Origin of the sequence: Streptomyces sp. BA2, assembly GCF_009769735.1 — a bacterium.
In the GTDB taxonomy this organism is placed as follows: domain Bacteria; phylum Actinomycetota; class Actinomycetes; order Streptomycetales; family Streptomycetaceae; genus Streptomyces.
This window is the reverse complement of sequence record NZ_WSRO01000002.1, coordinates 8,221,867-8,237,725: the sequence shown is the minus strand read 5'-3', so window position 1 is coordinate 8,237,725 and position 15,859 is coordinate 8,221,867. Positions and strand designations below refer to the sequence as shown.

The 15,859-nt window shown below is 71.9% G+C and carries 16 protein-coding genes; 8 read left to right on the top strand and 8 right to left on the bottom strand.

Annotation, left to right across the window (positions count from 1 at the left end; translation table 11 throughout):
• Positions 1–81 precede the first annotated feature (81 nt).
• Complete coding sequence (locus E5671_RS39490) at positions 82–1,617, top strand: AMP-binding protein (protein WP_160509026.1); 1,536 nt, start codon at positions 82–84, stop codon at positions 1,615–1,617.
• 46 nt (positions 1,618–1,663) lie between these two features.
• Here the strand turns inward: E5671_RS39490 and E5671_RS39485 are convergent, their stop codons facing one another.
• Entirely contained in the window at positions 1,664–1,993 is a 330-nt protein-coding gene (locus E5671_RS39485; protein ID WP_237330912.1) for a Zn-ribbon domain-containing OB-fold protein, read from the bottom strand.
• Positions 1,994–2,156: 163 nt separating this feature from the next.
• Positions 2,157–2,870 carry a TetR family transcriptional regulator gene (locus E5671_RS39480; RefSeq protein ID WP_160509024.1) on the bottom strand — a complete coding sequence of 238 codons (714 nt, stop codon included), beginning with the start codon at positions 2,868–2,870 and terminating at the stop codon, positions 2,157–2,159.
• Positions 2,871–2,978: 108 nt separating this feature from the next.
• On the opposite strand from E5671_RS39480, the gene E5671_RS39475 reads away from it, so the two are divergent.
• Both E5671_RS39475 and E5671_RS39470 read left to right on the top strand, forming a co-directional pair.
• Positions 2,979–3,764: an electron transfer flavoprotein subunit beta/FixA family protein gene (locus E5671_RS39475; RefSeq protein ID WP_160509023.1), complete on the top strand. Its 786-nt coding sequence runs from the start codon at positions 2,979–2,981 to the stop codon at positions 3,762–3,764.
• 51 nt (positions 3,765–3,815) lie between these two features.
• The gene (locus E5671_RS39470; protein ID WP_160509022.1) at positions 3,816–4,778 is read left to right on the top strand and encodes an electron transfer flavoprotein subunit alpha/FixB family protein; all 963 of its coding nucleotides are present in this window, start codon (positions 3,816–3,818) and stop codon (positions 4,776–4,778) included.
• Between the two features lie 25 nt (positions 4,779–4,803).
• On the opposite strand, the gene E5671_RS39465 is transcribed toward E5671_RS39470, so the two are convergent.
• Positions 4,804–6,795 (bottom strand): BTAD domain-containing putative transcriptional regulator, encoded by a 1,992-nt coding sequence (locus tag E5671_RS39465; RefSeq protein ID WP_160509021.1) that lies wholly within the window; start codon positions 6,793–6,795, stop codon positions 4,804–4,806.
• Positions 6,796–6,908: 113 nt separating this feature from the next.
• On the opposite strand from E5671_RS39465, the gene E5671_RS39460 reads away from it, so the two are divergent.
• Complete coding sequence (locus E5671_RS39460) at positions 6,909–7,808, top strand: alpha/beta fold hydrolase (protein WP_160509020.1); 900 nt, start codon at positions 6,909–6,911, stop codon at positions 7,806–7,808.
• A 115-nt stretch (positions 7,809–7,923) separates the two neighbouring features.
• Entirely contained in the window at positions 7,924–9,072 is a 1,149-nt protein-coding gene (locus E5671_RS39455) for a serine hydrolase domain-containing protein (protein ID WP_160509019.1), read from the top strand.
• A gap of 13 nt (positions 9,073–9,085) precedes the next feature.
• Here E5671_RS39455 and E5671_RS39450 read toward each other — a convergent pair whose 3' ends face one another.
• Entirely contained in the window at positions 9,086–9,337 is a 252-nt protein-coding gene (locus E5671_RS39450; RefSeq protein WP_160509018.1) for a hypothetical protein, read from the bottom strand.
• A 184-nt stretch (positions 9,338–9,521) separates the two neighbouring features.
• Here E5671_RS39450 and E5671_RS39445 point away from each other — a divergent pair, with 184 nt between their 5' ends.
• Together E5671_RS39445 and E5671_RS39440 are read left to right on the top strand one after the other, a co-directional pair.
• Positions 9,522–11,171: a sigma-70 family RNA polymerase sigma factor gene (locus E5671_RS39445; RefSeq protein ID WP_202121438.1), complete on the top strand. Its 1,650-nt coding sequence runs from the start codon at positions 9,522–9,524 to the stop codon at positions 11,169–11,171.
• A 105-nt stretch (positions 11,172–11,276) separates the two neighbouring features.
• A complete protein-coding gene (locus E5671_RS39440) occupies positions 11,277–12,065 on the top strand; it encodes a VOC family protein (protein ID WP_160509017.1) in 789 nt (262 codons plus the stop codon).
• On the opposite strand, the gene E5671_RS39435 is transcribed toward E5671_RS39440, so the two are convergent.
• Complete coding sequence (locus tag E5671_RS39435) at positions 12,062–13,018, bottom strand: GlxA family transcriptional regulator (RefSeq protein WP_160509016.1); 957 nt, start codon at positions 13,016–13,018, stop codon at positions 12,062–12,064. The genes E5671_RS39440 and E5671_RS39435 overlap by 4 nt on opposite strands.
• Positions 13,019–13,108: 90 nt before the next feature.
• Here E5671_RS39435 and E5671_RS39430 point away from each other — a divergent pair, with 90 nt between their 5' ends.
• Positions 13,109–13,750: an MBL fold metallo-hydrolase gene (locus tag E5671_RS39430; RefSeq protein WP_160509015.1), complete on the top strand. Its 642-nt coding sequence runs from the start codon at positions 13,109–13,111 to the stop codon at positions 13,748–13,750.
• A gap of 20 nt (positions 13,751–13,770) precedes the next feature.
• Here the strand turns inward: E5671_RS39430 and E5671_RS39425 are convergent, their stop codons facing one another.
• The 3 genes from E5671_RS39425 to E5671_RS39415 all read right to left on the bottom strand — a co-directional run bounded on the left by E5671_RS39425 (position 13,771) and on the right by E5671_RS39415 (position 15,832).
• Positions 13,771–14,604, bottom strand: coding sequence for a DUF1206 domain-containing protein (locus E5671_RS39425; protein WP_160509014.1), 834 nt, complete (start codon positions 14,602–14,604; stop codon positions 13,771–13,773).
• Between the two features lie 96 nt (positions 14,605–14,700).
• Positions 14,701–15,381, bottom strand: a complete 681-nt coding sequence (locus E5671_RS39420; protein WP_160509013.1) for a hypothetical protein — start codon at positions 15,379–15,381, stop codon at positions 14,701–14,703.
• Between the two features lie 43 nt (positions 15,382–15,424).
• A complete protein-coding gene (locus tag E5671_RS39415) occupies positions 15,425–15,832 on the bottom strand; it encodes a GNAT family N-acetyltransferase (protein WP_160509012.1) in 408 nt (135 codons plus the stop codon).
• Between the last annotated feature and the right edge of the window lie 27 nt (positions 15,833–15,859).

Here is a 15,859-nt window from a genome sequence, read left to right as displayed (position 1 = left end):
GGATGAGGAGGCGTCGGGGGTCCCGTTTCCCGTGGGGCATGGTCGGATAGGCGTACATCGACTGAGCTTCGGGAGGCCAGGATGTTCGTCCCGTTCGGGGCCCTTGATTTTCTGGACCGCGCCACGGCCGTGTACGGGGACCGGGTCGGCATCGTCGACGAGCCCGATCAGCCGGCCGAGCCCTGGGAAGGGCTCACCTATCGGCGCGTGGGCGAGCTGGCGCGGGCCCAGGCCGCCGGTCTCGACGCGCTCGGGGTGCCGCACGGCGCACGGGTCGCGGTGGTCTCGCCCAACAGCGCACGGCTGCTGACGTCGTTCTTCGGCGTCAGCGGCCACGGCCGGGTCCTCGTGCCGGTCAACTTCCGCCTCTCGGCCGACGAAGTGAGCTACATCGTCGCGCAGTCGGGGGCGAGCGTCCTGCTGGTCGACCCCGAACTGGAGGACCGCCTCTCGGAGGTGACCTGCAAACACCGCTTCACGCTCGGGGCGCGGGCCGACGCGGAGCTGTACCGGTTCGACACCGAGCCCGAGCCCTGGCAGCACGACGAGAACGCCACCGCGACCATCAACTTCACCAGCGGAACGACCGCGCGCCCCAAGGGCGTTCAGATCACGCACCGCAACATCTGGGTGAACGCCCTGACGTTCGCGCTGCACGCCGGGGTCACGGACCGGGACGTCTATCTGCACACCCTGCCGATGTTCCACGCGAACGGCTGGGGCATGCCCTTCGCGATGTCCGGCATGGGCGCGCGCCAGATCGTGCTGCGCAAGGTGGACGGCGCGGAGATCCTGCGCCGGGTGGCCGAGCACGGCGTCACGGTGATGTGCGCGGCGCCGGCCGTGGTCAACGCGGTCCTTGCCGCCGCGCGGTCGTGGGAGGGCGAGATCCCGGGGCGGGACCGGGTGCGCATCATCGTCGCGGGAGCTCCGCCGCCCACCAAGACGGTCGAACAGGTCGAGTCGGAGCTGGGCTGGGAGTTCATCCAGATCTACGGGCTCACCGAGACCTCTCCCCTGCTCACCATCAACCGCACCCGCGCCGAGTGGGACGGTCTCACCCCGCAGCAGCGCGCGGAGAAGCTGGTCCAGGCCGGGGCGCCCGCCCTGGGCGTCACACTGCGCACGTCGGACGAGGGCGAGGTGCTCGCCCGCTCGAACGTGATCCTCGAGGGGTACTGGGAGCAGCCGGAGGAGACGGCTCAGGCGCTGGAGGGCGGCTGGTTCCACACGGGCGACGGCGGGTCGATCGGCGCGGACGGCCATCTGACGATCAGTGACCGCAAGAAGGACGTCATCATCACCGGCGGTGAGAACGTGTCATCGATCGAGGTGGAGGACGTGCTGTTCAGCCATGACGCGGTCGCCGAGGTCGCGGTCATCGGGGTGCCGGACGAGAAGTGGGGCGAGACCATCAAGGCGCTGGTCGTCCTCGCCTCCGGCGCACACGCCACGGAGGAGGAGCTCATCCGGCACTGCAAGGACAACCTCGCCGGCTTCAAGGCGCCGACCTCGGTGGAGTTCCGCGACGAACTGGCCCGCACGGCCACCGGAAAACTCCAGAAGTACAAGCTGCGCGGGCCTTACTGGGAGGGTCGCGAGCGCGGCGTCAACTGAGCGGGCTCCGCCTGCGTCGCCTGATCCGCATAAAGCGAAGAAGGCACTACCAGTCGGCGCTCGTGTGCGTCTCGCAGAGCTCGAAGACGGCCTCACCGGTCTCCGGATCGGACCCGGCCACGGGCCGCACGCGCGCGCCGACCCACACGAGGTGCGGCGAGGCACCCACGACACGGCAGCGGAACACGAACCCTTCGGGGAAGCGGACGAGGGATTCGTTGCGTGCGGTGCCCGTGTAGCGGTTGACCACGCTGGACTGGACGACGACGCCTTCGCCGTCGCTGTGCTCGGGGGCCAGATCACTGGACGCGCACACCGGACACAGCATGCGCCGGAAGGACGCGGTGCCGCACCATCGGCAGCGCTGGTAGATCATGCCGGTTCGCTCGTGCTCTGTCGGCGCGATGCTCAATTCCTGCTGGGACACGACTCGACCCCCTGCATTCGACCTGCACTCGGCTCGGATGCGCCGCGCTCGGCGTCGACGCATCCGCACCATATGGCACTGAGTGCCAGGAGGTAAAGGTACTGAGTGCTACTCAGTCTGATTCCTGGCCGAGGGCGGACTCGACGCGCTGCACCACGCGCCACATGGGCGCGCGCTTAGAGACCACCATGACGACGACCTCTTCATGGACGTCGTCGGCTACGTCTCCGCTGGTGGCGCCGCTCCCCCACCCTTCCCGCACGAGCCCGAGCGCATGGTCCACCGCCGCCTCGGCGTCGCCTTCGCCGCCCGAACGCAGCCAGGAGCGCAGGGCGTTGTTGTGCGCGGCGACCACGGCGGCGGCGATCACCTCGGCGCGCAGGGAGCCGTCCTCGGCCCCGTCGTATCGGCCGCGGAGGTAGCCGGCCATGGTGCGTTCGTAGCGGCGCACCACGGAGAGTTCGTACGTACGGAGGCCGGGGACCTCCTGCGTGAGGCGGTAGCGCTGCACGGAGAACTCGGGGTTCGTGGCGTACATGCGCAGCACGATCCGGGCCGCGTCGCACACGGCGTCCACCGGATCGACGCCGTCGGCCGCTTCGAGGAAGGCCGTCATGTCGGCGAGGCAGCGCTCGTGGTCGGGGAAGACCGCGTCCTCTTTGGACGGGAAGTACCGGAAGAAGGAGCGGCGCCCGACCCCGGCCCGCGCCACGATGTCGTCCACCGTGGTCTGCTCGAAGCCGCGCTCCAGGAACAGCTGGAACGCCGCCTTGGCGAGCACCTCCCGCATGGGGGCCTTCTTCGCTGGTCCGCGCGCCTCAGTCATGCGGGGAACGTAGCATCGAGAAGGCCCGTCTGGCACTACGTACCTTTACAGGGGGTACTGAGTGCCATACCGTCGTCATAACGAACCACACCAGGTAGGAGAGCCGGCGTGAGCTTGAGGATCGTTGTCACCGTGAAGTACGTGCCTGACGCCACCGGCGACCGGCACTTCGCCGATGACCTGACCGTCGACCGTGACGACGTGGACGGCCTGCTGTCGGAGCTCGACGAGTACGCGGTCGAGCAGGCCCTGCAGATTGCCGACGAGGCGGACGACGCGGAGATCACCGTGCTGACGGTGGGTCCTGAGGACGCCAAGGACGCGCTGCGCAAGGCGCTGTCCATGGGCGCCGACAAGGCGATCCACGTCGAGGACGACGACCTGCACGGCACGGACATCATCGGTACGTCGCTTGTCCTGGCCAAGGCGATCGAGAAGGCCGGCTATGACCTGGTGATCTCGGGCATGGCGTCCACGGACGGCACGGCGGGCGTGGTGCCGGCGCTGCTGGCCGAGCGTCTGGGGGTGCCGCAGGTGACGCTGCTGTCCGAGGTGGCGGTGGCGGACGGTGTGGTCAAGGGCCGTCGGGACGGTGACGCGGCCAGTGAGCAGCTGGAGGCCTCGCTTCCGGCGGTGGTGTCGGTGACCGACCAGTCGGGCGAGGCCCGCTACCCCTCGTTCAAGGGGATCATGGCGGCGAAGAAGAAGCCGGTGGAGTCCTGGGACCTCTCCGACCTCGACCTGGAGGCCGAGGAAGTGGGCCTGGAGGGTGCCTGGACGAAGGTCGAATCGGCCACCGAGCGTCCCGCGCGCACCGCGGGCACGATCGTCAAGGACGAGGGCGATGGCGCCAAGCAGCTCGCCGAGTTCCTCGCGGGCCAGAAGTTCATCTAGTCCCCTTCTAGTCCCCCGATTCGCTGACACGTCACGGAAATTGGAAGAGTCATGGCTGAAGTTCTCGTCTTTGTCGACCACGTGGACGGCTCTGTCCGCAAGCCCACCCTGGAGCTTTTGACGCTGGCCCGCCGGGTCGGTGAGCCCGTCGCGCTGGCGCTTGGTGCCGGTGCCGCCGAGACGGCCGGGGTGCTGGCCGAGCACGGTGCGGTCAAGGTCCTGACCGCCGATGCCGCCGAGTTCGCCGAGTACCTGGTGGTGCCGAAGGTGGACGCGCTGCAGGCCGCCTACGACGCGGTGTCCCCGGCCGCGGTGCTGGTGCCGTCGTCCGCCGAGGGCAAGGAGATCGCCGCCCGTCTGGCGGTGCGCATCAAGTCCGGCATCATCACCGACGCCGTCGACCTGGAGGCCTCCGACCAGGGCCCGGTCGCCACGCAGTCCGCGTTCGCCGCGTCCTACTCGACCAAGTCGCGTGTCTCCACGGGCACTCCGGTCATCACGGTCAAGCCGAACTCGGCCGCCGTGGAGGCGGCCCCGGCAGCGGGCGCCGTCGAGGCCCTCGCCGTCTCCTTCTCGGAGCAGGCCACCGGCACCAAGGTGACCGGGCGCACGCCGCGTGAGTCGACCGGGCGTCCGGAGCTGACCGAGGCCGCGATCGTGGTCTCCGGTGGGCGCGGGGTGAACGGCGCGGACAACTTCCACCTCATCGAGTCCCTGGCCGACAGCCTGGGCGCGGCCGTGGGCGCTTCGCGCGCCGCGGTGGACGCGGGCTGGTACCCGCACTCCAACCAGGTCGGCCAGACCGGCAAGAGCGTCTCGCCGCAGCTGTACATCGCCTCGGGCATCTCGGGCGCGATCCAGCACCGGGCGGGCATGCAGACCTCGAAGACGATCGTGGCGATCAACAAGGATGCCGAGGCCCCGATCTTCGACCTGGTCGACTACGGCATGGTCGGCGACCTCTTCGACGTCGTCCCCCAGCTCACCGACGAGGTCAACACCCGCAAGGGCTAGTCCTGTTCGGAACGCTCCCGGGCGCTCACCTGCGGCGGCGGAGCGCTGTGGCCAGGTCGTCGAGGTGGCGGGCGACCGGGCCCAGGGTGAGCAGGCCGCTGCCCGCTCCCGCCAACTCCCTGGAGGCCGACGTCAGTTCGGTATGGGCGCGCTCCATCGTCTCCCGGTCGTCCACGGCGATCGCCGCACGCCCCGCCAGGCACCAGAGGGCTTCGAGCATCAGGTCGCGGGGCGGGTCGGGGAGCAGGCGCAGCGCCTTTGCCGCGTCGCCGCGGCGGCCCTGGGTCAGCAGCACGAGGGGTCGGGCCCAGGGTTCGTAGGGCCCCCAGTCCGTGCTCTCGTCCAGGCCTCGACCGATTCGTACGTCGGTGGAAGCCTGCGGCCCGCAGTCCAGGGACAGCAGGGCCAGCGGCAGCAGTCCGCGCTCCAGGCCGGGCATGCCCGCGCCGTCCAGTCGCGCCGCGGCTTTCCGGTAGGCGGTCTCGGCTGCCGGGGCCCGGCCGGTGGCGGCGAGCCGCAGCGCCGCGTACCAGTGGGTGAACACGCCCACCAGCGGCAGCTCGTGACGCTCCGCCAGGAGGTCCGCGGCCGCCGCGTGGCCGTCGGCGCCAGGGAAGTCCGCGAGCGCGCTGCGGGCCTGGAGGCGGATGAGGTGGCCGAGGACCTCGTAGGTGGCGAGCCCGTGCCGGGTGGACAGGGCGACGAGTTCGGCGCCGATCGCGTCCCGCTGAGCGGCCAGACCCGTGCGGTGGAAGGTCTGCATGAACAGGCCGTTGAGGGCGAACGCGAGGAGTCCGGGGTCGTCGATGCGGCGGGCGATCTCCTCGGCCTGGCGGGCGGCCTGGGGCCCGCGCGCCGATCGGGTGCCGCGTGACTCCAGGGCGATCGTGGCAAGGAGGCGGGCCCGCGCCGCCGGGTGCGCGTCAGGACCGAGCGCGGCCAGGGTGCGTTCGGCCGCCGCCACGACCTGTGCGGCCCGGCGTGGGTCGTCGACACGGGTCCAGATCGCCGGGACGTCGTACGCGCCGATCACTCGGGCGGTGAGTTCCGCGTCGCCCAGTTCCTCCGCCGCCTCGATGGCCGCCACGCGGTGCTCGCGCGCCGCTTCGAGGCCGCCGCCTCCGGTCACCGCCAGGTTGCGCAGCAGACCCACCGTCGAGTCCAGCCTGGCGCGGGCGCTGGACGCCACGGTCCGGTCGTAGGCGGTGGTGGCCCGGGCCCACACCCGTTCCGCCGCGTCCCCGGTCCGTGACGGCACGGGGTCGAGGTGGCGGGCCTGGCCGAGGATGTCCGCCTCCAGGCGGCGAAGGGCCGGGCCGGGGTCCACGCCGAGCTGCTCGACCAGGAGCGCGCGGGCCCGGCGCAGGACCGCGAGCGCGTCGCCCTGGCGGCCGGTGCGGTAGAGCGCGAGGGCAAGGAGCCGCCAGGCGTCCTCACGCCAGGGGTGCTCGGCCACGTGCGCGTCGAGATCCGGCACCGCGTCGGCGGCACGTCCCAGGTCGAGGCGCGCCTCGGCCCGGCGCTCGACGGCGTGCAGGCGCAGCTCGCCAAGGCGGGAGCGCTCGGCGCCGGCCCAGGCCTCCTCGGTGAACTCGGCGTAGGCGGGGCCGCGCCACCACCCGAACGCCTCCTCCAGGCGGTCGATGGCCTCCCGCGGCGGCAGGGTCGCGGCGTCGGTCACGGCCTGCTCGAAGCGCCAGGCGTCCACCGCGCCTTGCTCGGCGCGCAGGGCGTACCCCGGGCCCTCGGTGACGAGCAGCCGGGCGGGTGTGCGGGGCGGGCGCTCCGGCTCCAGGGCGCGGCGCAGCGCGGCCACGAAGGTGCGTACGGCCCCGACCGCGTCCTGGGGCGGGTCCACCCACAGGTCGTCGACCAGGCGGGCGACCGGGACGACGCGGCGGCGGGCGACGATCAGCCGGGCGAGCACCGCGCGGTGCCGCGGCCCCTTCAGCGCGACGGCGTCCCCGGCACCGTCCCAGGCCGCCACCGGCCCGAGCACCCCGAACGTGACCTGCACGCAGCCCCCTTTCCACGGACATCGACCCTGGTCACGGTAGCGCGCTCATTGGATGCTCATTGGCGCCCCGCAGGCTCGGAAGCACCAGTTCCGCCACCGCGAAGGACGCGAAAATGCCCCCTGCCGCCCCTGCCATCGAGAACTTCAGCTACCGGCGTGTGCCCGTCTCGGAGGACGTCTCCGAGGGCGTCTCGCTGAACGTGGCCGTCGGCGGCTCTGGCCCGCCGCTCGTGCTCCTTCACGGCTTCCCGCAGACCCATCTGATGTGGCGGCATGTCGCCGCCGATCTCGCCGCGGACCACACGGTGATCTGCCCCGACCTGCGCGGCTACGGGGCGAGCGACAAACCCGCGGAGACCGACGGCACCACGTACTCCAAGCGCACGATGGCCGCCGACGTCGTCGCCGCGGCCCGCGCGCTCGGCCACGACCGCTTCGCGCTGGCCGGGCACGACCGCGGCGCCCTGGTCGCCTTCCGCGCGGGACTCGACCACCCCGGCACGATCACGCATCTGGCCTGCCTGGACGTGCTGCCCACGCTGGACATGTGGGACGTGATGCACGGCGTCACCGCCGCAGTCGGCTTCCACCTGTATCTGATGGCCCAACCCCCGGGCCTTCCCGAGCAGTTGATCGCCGCCGCACCGGACGCGTTCTTCGGCCACTTCCTCGACATCTGGACGAACGACCCGAAGGCGATCCCCGCCGACGTGCGCGCCGCCTATCTGGGCGCCTGTCGCGCCGCGGTGCCCTCGATCGTGGCCGACTACCGTGCCTCCGCCGGTATCGACGTCGACCACGACCGGGCCGACCGGGACGCCGGCAGCACGCTGCGGATGCCGGTGGCAGTGCTGCAACAGGACTGGGGCGCCGCGCTCGGCTTCGACGCGCCATCCCTGTGGGGCGCCTGGGCGCCGGACCTGCGGCACATCCCCGTCACCTGCGGCCACTTCATGGCCGAGGAGGCGCCCGCCGAGGTCGCCGATGCGCTGCGGGACCTCCTCGCCCGCTGAGATCGCTCCGAGGCCCTGCCTCCCCCTGCCTCCCCCCTCCGCGTAAATGCGTTGGAGTCCTCCAGCCTTGCCGCATAGCGTCTTCCGGTCGATCAACGCACGGAGGAGAAGCGCGATGGAGTACAGCGGGTGGGCCGACGAGCGGTACGGGGCGGTCGCGGACGTCTTCTCGCGGAACTTCGACGAGTTCGGTGAACTCGGCGCGTCCGTCGCGGTGTTCGTCGATGGACGCCAGGTCGTCGATCTGTGGGGCGGCGTCGCGGACGAACGGACCGGGCGCCCGTGGGACGAGCACACGGTCGTCCCGGTCTTCTCTTGCGCCAAGGGCGTCGTCAGCGTCTGCGTCCATCTCCTCGCCCAGGAGGGCCGCCTGGATCTCGACGCTCCGGTGGCCCTGCACTGGCCGGAGTTCGCACGCGGCGGCAAGGAGGCGATCACGCCGCGCATGATCCTCGCGCACCGCGCCGGACTGCCCGCTCTCGACCGCACCCTGAGCTTCGACGAGATCACCGGGTGGACGCCGGTGGTCCGTGCGATCGAGGAGCAGAAGCCGCTCTGGGAGCCGGGAGCCGCCCACGAGTACCACGGGCACACCTTCGGCTTCGTGCTCGGCGAGCTGATCCGCCGCGTCACCGGCCTCACCCCGGGCGCGTACTTCCGTGAGGCCATCGGCGTCCGGCTCGGCCTGCGGACCTGGATCGGCCTGCCCGAGAAGGAGGTCGCCCAACTGGCCCGGCTCGTCGAGGCGGAGGGCAGGCCGGGGAACCCCGACCCCGAGTCCCTGGTCATGCGGATCGTGACGATGAACGGTGCCTTCGCCTTCCCCGGCCTCGACGCACCGCACGGCTGGAACGACCCGGCGCTGCTGCGCGCCGAGATCCCCGGCGCGGGCGCGGTGTCTTCGGCGCGCTCACTGGCGACGCTGTACGCGGCCGCGGCGACGGGAGTCGACGGCTCGGCGCGGCTGCTCACCCGGGACACCGTGACCGACGCGCTGCGCGAACTCACCGCGGGCCCCTCCTGGTCGGGCTTCCCCGACCTCGGTGCCCGCTGGGGTTCGGGCTTCCTGCTCGACGCCCCGCGGTTCCGGCCGATGCTGGGCGCGCGGAGCTTCGGCAACGACGGCTCGGGCGGTCAATTCGCCTTCGGGGACGATGAGTTCGGCGTGGGCTTCGCCTACACCGCGAACCGGATGATCGGCCATGGCGACGCGCGGTCCGCGCGACTCATCGCGGCGGTCGAGGAGTGCTTGCCGGGGGCGTGAACCACCGGCCTCGTCAGGGGCCCGAGCCGCCCTCTGCCCGGCCGTGGTCGAGCAAGTGGGCCAGCGCGGCTGCCGCGTCGGCCGCGTACCGGCCGGTGAGGGCTCCGGGGGCGTGGACCGCCTGCTGGGCAAGGCCCGCGGTCAGTGCGCGGACCGCGGGGGCCAGGTGTGCGGCCTGTTCGGGAGTGGTGCGGGCAGCGGCCGGTGCGGTGGGGTCGATGTCCGGTATGCCGGACAGAGGGCCATGCGTACCACTCTCAGCCATGACGTCAGTAATCTGCATTACTGAATCTGCTGCCTGTGATGACCGGGTGCGTATGCTCTCCGACTCGGCCCGGATTTCTGTTCGCGGATTCCGTCCGCGGTTTTCTGTTATCTCCGTACGCTCCCGCGATCTCCCAGGTGTAAGGCCAGAAACGTGCCGACGAAGAAAGCGAGTGAGGCAGTCCATGATCGGTGAACACGATCCTCTGGTGACGGCGGCGCAGACCGGGGACCAGCAGGCGCAGGACGAGCTGGTGGCCGGATACCTGCCGCTGGTCTACAACATCGTCGGGCGGGCGCTCGACGGCCATGCCGACGTCGACGACGTCGTGCAGGAAACCATGCTGCGGGCACTGGCAGGACTGGCGTCGCTCCGCGACCCGGCGAGCTTCCGGTCCTGGCTCGTGGCCATCGCCATGAACGAGATCCGCAGGCACTGGCAGCAGCGTGCGTCCGGCCAGAAGAGCCCGAGCCCGCTCCACGAGGCGCACGACGTCGCTGACCCCGGCGCCGACTTCGTCGACCTGACCATCATCCGGCTCGGCCTGGTGGGGCAGCGCCGGGAGGTGGCCGAGGCCACGCGATGGCTGGACACCGACGACCGCGCGCTCCTTTCGCTGTGGTGGCTCGAGGTCTCCGGCGAGCTCACCCGGTCGGAGGTCGCCGCCGCCATGGAGCTGCCGACGCAGCACGCCACGGTCCGCGTCCAGCGGATGAAGACACAGCTGGAGACGGCCCGGATCGTGGTCCGCGCGCTGGCCGCGGCGCCTCGGTGCCCGTACCTGGGCGAAGTCGTGGCCCCCTGGGACGGCACGCCTTCCGCCCTGTGGCGCAAGCGCCTGGCCCGGCACGTCCGTGACTGCGCGATGTGCTCGGGCCACGGCGCCGGCCTGGTGCTCGCCGAGCGTCTGCTGGTGGGCCTCGCCCTGGTGCCGCTGTCCGCCGCGCTGGCCGCCCCCGGTGCGATACGCGCGGCGAGCGCGGCCGACGCACACCACCTCGCGGCCGACGCACACCACCTGGCGGCCGGCTCCCCGCACATATCGGCCGACGCACACCGCACAGCGGCCGATCCGTACGAGATATCCGGCTCCCGGAGCGCTCCGGCGAGACATGCGGCCAAGCGCCACCGGATGCCGCGCAAGAGCCGGACCGTGGCGGCGGGGGTCGCCGTGCTCGTCGTCGCGACCGGGGTCATCTACTCGGCCACGCGCCCCTCGGACGACGAGCAGACGGAAGCACAGTCGCTCACCGCCTCGCAGCCGCCCTCCCCGGCGGCTCCCTCCACCACGGCGTCCAAGCCGGGCAAGTCCCCCTCCGCCTCCCCCAGCAAGACGCGGAAGCCGTCCCCCAAGCCCACGCCGTCGAAGACCAAGGCGCCGAAGCCGAAGGCGACCACACCGAAGCCCACCCGCACCAGCAGCGCGCCCCAGGCCCCGCAGGCCCCGGCGGGCAACTCGTACAGCGAAGAGGTCACCCGGCTCGCGAACGCCGAGCGCGCCAAGAGCGGCTGCGGCCCGCTGACCCTCAACAGCAAGCTGGGAGACGCGGCGCAGGGCCACTCCGACGACATGGCCGAGCGCGACTTCTTCGACCACACGAACCCCGACGGCGAGGACCCCGGCGACCGGGTCACGGCGGCGGGCTACAAGTGGAGCACCTACGGCGAGAACATCGCGGCGGGCCAGCGCACCCCCTCTGCCGTGATGGACTCCTGGATGAACAGCTCCGGCCACCGCGCCAACATCCTCAACTGCTCCTTCAAGGAGATCGGCATCGGCTACCGGCAGGGCAGCGGCGGCCCCTGGTGGACGCAGAACTTCGGCGCGCGGTGACCCTGGCTCACGGGGGCCGCCGGGATCGGGGTTCGACGGGCGCGGGCGCCTTCGTTCGAATAGCGTGAAATCCTCAGGAAACCGCCGGAACTGGAGGCCCTCGCGATGGCTGCGCACCCGGAAGGTACGCCCTGCTGGGCGGACGCGATTTTCCCCGACGTGGAGGCCGCGAAGAGCTTCTACGGCGAGCTGCTCGGCTGGACGTTCGACGCCGGCTCGGAAGAGTTCGGCGGCTACACGCAGGCGCGCTCGGACGGCAAGGCCGTGGCGGCGGTCATGCCGCAGATGCAGGGCATGGACGGCCCCGCCGCCTGGAACCTCTACTTCGCGTCGCCCGACGCCGCCGCGACGGCCGCGAAGATCCGTGACAGCGGCGGAACCATCGCCGTGGAGCCGATGCGGGTCGGCGAGTTCGGCACCATGGTGACGGCCCGGGAGCCGAGCGGCGCGTACTTCAGCGTCTGGCAGCCGGACACCCACCAGGGCTTCGAGAAGACCGGCGAGGCCGGCGCGTACTGCTGGGCGGAGCTCACCACGCGGGACCCGGCGGCGACGGACGCGTTCCTGCCCTCTGTCTTCCCGTTCGAGGCGAAGAGGATGGACGTCGACGATGTCGACTTCAGCGTCTTCGAGGTCGGCGGCGAGCCGGTGCTCGGCCGCCTCAAGATGACCGAGGACTTCCCGCCGGACGTGCCGCCGTTCATCAACGTGCACTTCGCCGTGGACAACTGTGACGCCGCGATCGCCACCGTCACCAAGCTCGGCGGCCAGCTGTTCTTCGGCCCGATGGACAGCCCCTTCGGCCGCTTCGCCACGGTCGCCGACCAGCAGGGCGCCGCCTTCAGCGTCATCGACCTGACGACCACCGAGGGCGAGATGCCCTCGTTCTCCTAGGGCGCCCGCGTGAACGCGCGTCGGTAGGACCGCGGCGGCACGCCCCGGCGGCGTACGAACTGCTCGCGCAGGACGGCCGCGCTGCCGTATCCGACCCGGTGGGCGATCTCCTCCACCGGCAGGTCGGTGGTCTCCAGGAGTTCCTCGGCGCTGCTCAGCCGCAGGTTGACCAGCCAGGCGTGCGGGGTGGTGCCGGTCGCCGCGGTGAAGCGGCGGGCGAAGGAACGCCTGCTCATCAGGGCGCGGCGGGCCAGCTCCGCGACGGGCAGCGGCTCGTGCAGATGCGCGCGGGCCCAGGCGAGCACCTCGGCGAGACGGTCGTCCTGGCAGTCCTCCGGGACGGGGGCGGCGAGGTACTGGGCCTGTCCGCCGTCGCGGTGGGAGGGCAGGACCAGGTCCCGGGCGATGGTGTTGGCCGTCGCCGCGCCGTACTCGCGTCTGAGCAGATGCAGGCTGAGGTCGAAGCCCGCGGCGGCTCCCGCGCCCGTGACGACCTGCCCTTCGTCGATGTAAAGCGCCTCGGCCTCGACGGTGACGTCCGGGTACCGCTGGGCAAGGAGCTCCGCGAAACGCCAGTGGGTGGTGGCGCGCCGCCCGTCGAGCAGCCCCGCCGCGGCCAGGGCGAACGCGCCGACACAGTGCCCCGCGACGAGCCCGCCCCGCTCGTGCGCCGCGGTGAGCGCGTCGAGCACGGCAGGCGCGGGCGGCGTACGGAAGTCGGCCCAGGGCAGGGCGATCACGAGGTCGGCGACGGCGAGCCGCTCCAGGCCGTGCTCCACGGTGATCGGCACTCCCGCGTCGGTGCGGACCTGCCCCGGCCGGTCGGTGCACAGGGCGAAGTCGAAGCGGGGCAGGCCGGGCCCCCGTTCGTCGAACACCTCGGAGACGATGCCGGCGCCGAGAATGCCGACGCCCTTCGGGGCGTAGGCGGCGATGGTCACGAAAGGCGGCATACGGAAGTGTGGCACGTGTGGCACGTTTCCTGCGATCAGTGGCAGAAGGGCCACTCGTTGCCGGGCCGCCCGCCCGGAAGACTCATTGGCATGAGAGACGCACAGACAGTCACACGGACAGCCACAGAGACAGTCGCGCGGACAGACGCCCCGCTCGCCCGCAGCGCCGTATACACGATCCTGACCACCGGCTATACCGGCTCGACCGGTCCCGGAGTCGCCGCCACCGTCTCCTACGTCCGCGACGCCGACCGGCACGTGATCGTCGACCCGGGCATGGTGGCGAGCCGGGACCGGATCCTGGGCCCGCTCGCGGAGTTGGGCCTCGGCCCGGACGACATCACGGACGTCGTGCTCAGCCACCACCACCCCGACAACACCATGAACGTGGGTCTGTTCGGCCGGGCCCGGGTCCATGACCACAAGGCGATCTACGAGAACGACCAGTGGACCGACCGTGACGCGGAGGGCCATGAACTCACCCCGTCCCTGCGGCTGATCCGCACTCCGGGGCACAGCCGCGAGGACATCACGCTGCTCGCGGGCACGGCCGAGGGCACGATCGCGTTCGTGGGCGACCTGTGGTGGCGGCCGAACGGACCGGTGGACGACCCGGTGGCCCCGGACCACACGACACTGCGCACGTCACGGCTGCGGGTCCTCGCCGCCGCCGATGTGATCGTGCCGGGTCACGGTGGCGCGTTCAAGGCCGACGAGACGGCGCCCGTCTAGGCCGGCCGCACGCGGTCCTCTCACAGCCTCCGCCAGCGCGCGGAGGCGAAGGAGAAGACGCCGAAGAGGATGAGTCCGGCCGCGACGGCGGCCAGGAGCCAGGGGCCTACGGGGGTATGCGCGAAGCTGCGGAGCGTCGCGTCCACGCCCTTGGCCTCGTCCGGGTCGAACTGGACGGCCGCCGTCACGATGAAGATGCCCGCGGCGGCGAACACGGCGCCACGTGCAGCGCCGCCGGTCACGCCCAGGGCCGTGACGACCTGCCGCGAGCGGCCCTTGAGGGAGCTGAGGTCCAGCTGCCGCAGGAAGCGGCGCATCATCGCCCGTACGGCGAGCACGACCCCGACGCCGATCAGCACGCAGCCCGCGGCGCCCACCAGGATGCGGCCGTAGGGGAGTTCGAGCGCGGACTTCGTCCAGTCCTGCGACTTGGCGTCGCCGCTTGAGCCCTGGCTTCCCCCGGCGGCGTACGAGGCGGTCGCCCAGCAGACGAAGACGTAGAAGACAGCCCTTCCGCCGTCGAGGGCCCGGGATCCGGCCTTCCTGCGCGGTCCGCGGTTCAGAGCGCGGGAGCCCCGCCACAGCGCCATGCAGCCAAAGCCGACGACCAGTGCCCACAGCATCGCCTTGCCGAAGGGCTGCTCGGCGACCTGAGCCAGGGCTCCCTGCCGGTCGGCCTGCTTACCCCCGCTTCCGAGGGCGATCCGCAGGGCCAGCACGCCGATGAGGACGTAGACGACACCGCGGGCGACGAACCCGGCCCGGCCTGCCGCCGTCAGCGTTTCCTTCTCCGCCGAGCGGCGGCCTACGGCCCTCTTGGTCCGGCCGCGGGTGCCCAGTATGGACGGCGTCATCATGTCCTCCCCAGAAACGAGGGCGCGCCGTACGCGCCGGGTTCCCGAGTGCCCCGGTCAGGGGCCTGCCATGCCTGGCGGGCCCCGCGTCGGACGTCAGTCGACGCCGGAGAGCAGGAAGCCCGCCACCAGGAGGCCGAAGCTCACCGGCGCGAACACGACGACCGACAGGATCGGTATCCAGCCTATGACTCCTTCGCGGACGGTGCGCCCCGCCTTGAGGCGGCCGTGCGGGCGGCGCACCTCCGTACTCAGGTCGAGGCGTTCGGCGGCCCGGTCGGAGACGACCACTCCCGCGCCCGGGGGCCTGCTGAGGAGAGCCCTGCGCACCAGGGCGTCGACCGTCTCGTCGCCGCCCGCGAGCTTGTCGAGGATGAGCCGCACTCCGTGCGCGTCGGTGAGGATGAGCCGGTCGTCGGTGCGGGCCTGACCCGGCACCTCCAGACGGCCGACCTTGGTGAGCCGGGCGAGGTCGACGGTGCGCCGCCCGCTCAGTGTGCGGGCGGAGAGCAGGTCACCGTCGTGCGGGCGGGCGTGCCAGCCCATCTGGGCGTAGGCCGCCACCAGAGCGCTGATGCCGAGCGAGGCGAGGTTGAGGAAGAGGTATCCGTCGTCGATCGACCGCGCCCGGATCAGCAGCGCGGGCACCACCAGCAGGAGGGGCGGTGTCAGGAGTACGACGAGGTCGGCGACGCGCCGTCCTGTTCGTCCTTGCCCGCCGAACACCTCCGAGTGTCCGGCGGAGTCAGGGGTGGCCCCACGCGCGTTGATCGTCACGGCGGTGACGCTATCGCGTGCGGATCGCCCGGCGGCAGGCGGCTCAGAGCAGCGCACCGCCGGGCCCGAACCCCCGTGGTGGAGCGGTGATATGAGGGCATCCCGCGGCTCCCGGCACAAAATCCATGCCCGTCTCCTCCGCCATCACGGCGAAGAACTTCCGGCCGTCGGCGGACTGCCGGGAGGTGGTCCACGCGTAGCCGGGCCAGGGGTCGGTGGCTCGGTGGAGTGCCTCGCGTCCCAGGCCCATGCGCTGCCAGGGGCCGGCGATCGCGATGGTGTCGACGTGGGCGGTGGCGCACGGATGGCACATCCGGAAGGCGAGGTGCCCGATGTTCCGGCCGTCGCCGTCGAGGAGCGTGATGACCTGGCAGCCCGCCGCCACCGTCGCCGGGGCGCATCGGTAGGTGACCGCCTGCGGGCAGGGAGGAGGCCGTCTTCGGAACTTCACCGCGGTGCCGCGCTCACGCGTACTGCC

Coding starts and splice junctions, on each gene's coding strand:
- E5671_RS39470 (WP_160509022.1), top strand. CDS start 3,816: ATGGCTGAAGTTCTCGTCTTTGTCGACCACGTGGACGGCTCTGTCCGC.
- E5671_RS39455 (WP_160509019.1), top strand. CDS start 7,924: ATGGAGTACAGCGGGTGGGCCGACGAGCGGTACGGGGCGGTCGCGGAC.
- E5671_RS39445 (WP_202121438.1), top strand. CDS start 9,522: ATGATCGGTGAACACGATCCTCTGGTGACGGCGGCGCAGACCGGGGAC.
- E5671_RS39430 (WP_160509015.1), top strand. CDS start 13,109: ATGAGAGACGCACAGACAGTCACACGGACAGCCACAGAGACAGTCGCG.
- E5671_RS39435 (WP_160509016.1), bottom strand. CDS start 13,018: ATGCCGCCTTTCGTGACCATCGCCGCCTACGCCCCGAAGGGCGTCGGC.
- E5671_RS39440 (WP_160509017.1), top strand. CDS start 11,277: ATGGCTGCGCACCCGGAAGGTACGCCCTGCTGGGCGGACGCGATTTTC.
- E5671_RS39425 (WP_160509014.1), bottom strand. CDS start 14,604: ATGACGCCGTCCATACTGGGCACCCGCGGCCGGACCAAGAGGGCCGTA.
- E5671_RS39450 (WP_160509018.1), bottom strand. CDS start 9,337: ATGGCTGAGAGTGGTACGCATGGCCCTCTGTCCGGCATACCGGACATC.
- E5671_RS39490 (WP_160509026.1), top strand. CDS start 82: ATGTTCGTCCCGTTCGGGGCCCTTGATTTTCTGGACCGCGCCACGGCC.
- E5671_RS39480 (WP_160509024.1), bottom strand. CDS start 2,870: ATGACTGAGGCGCGCGGACCAGCGAAGAAGGCCCCCATGCGGGAGGTG.
- E5671_RS39485 (WP_237330912.1), bottom strand. CDS start 1,993: ATGATCTACCAGCGCTGCCGATGGTGCGGCACCGCGTCCTTCCGGCGC.
- E5671_RS39460 (WP_160509020.1), top strand. CDS start 6,909: ATGCCCCCTGCCGCCCCTGCCATCGAGAACTTCAGCTACCGGCGTGTG.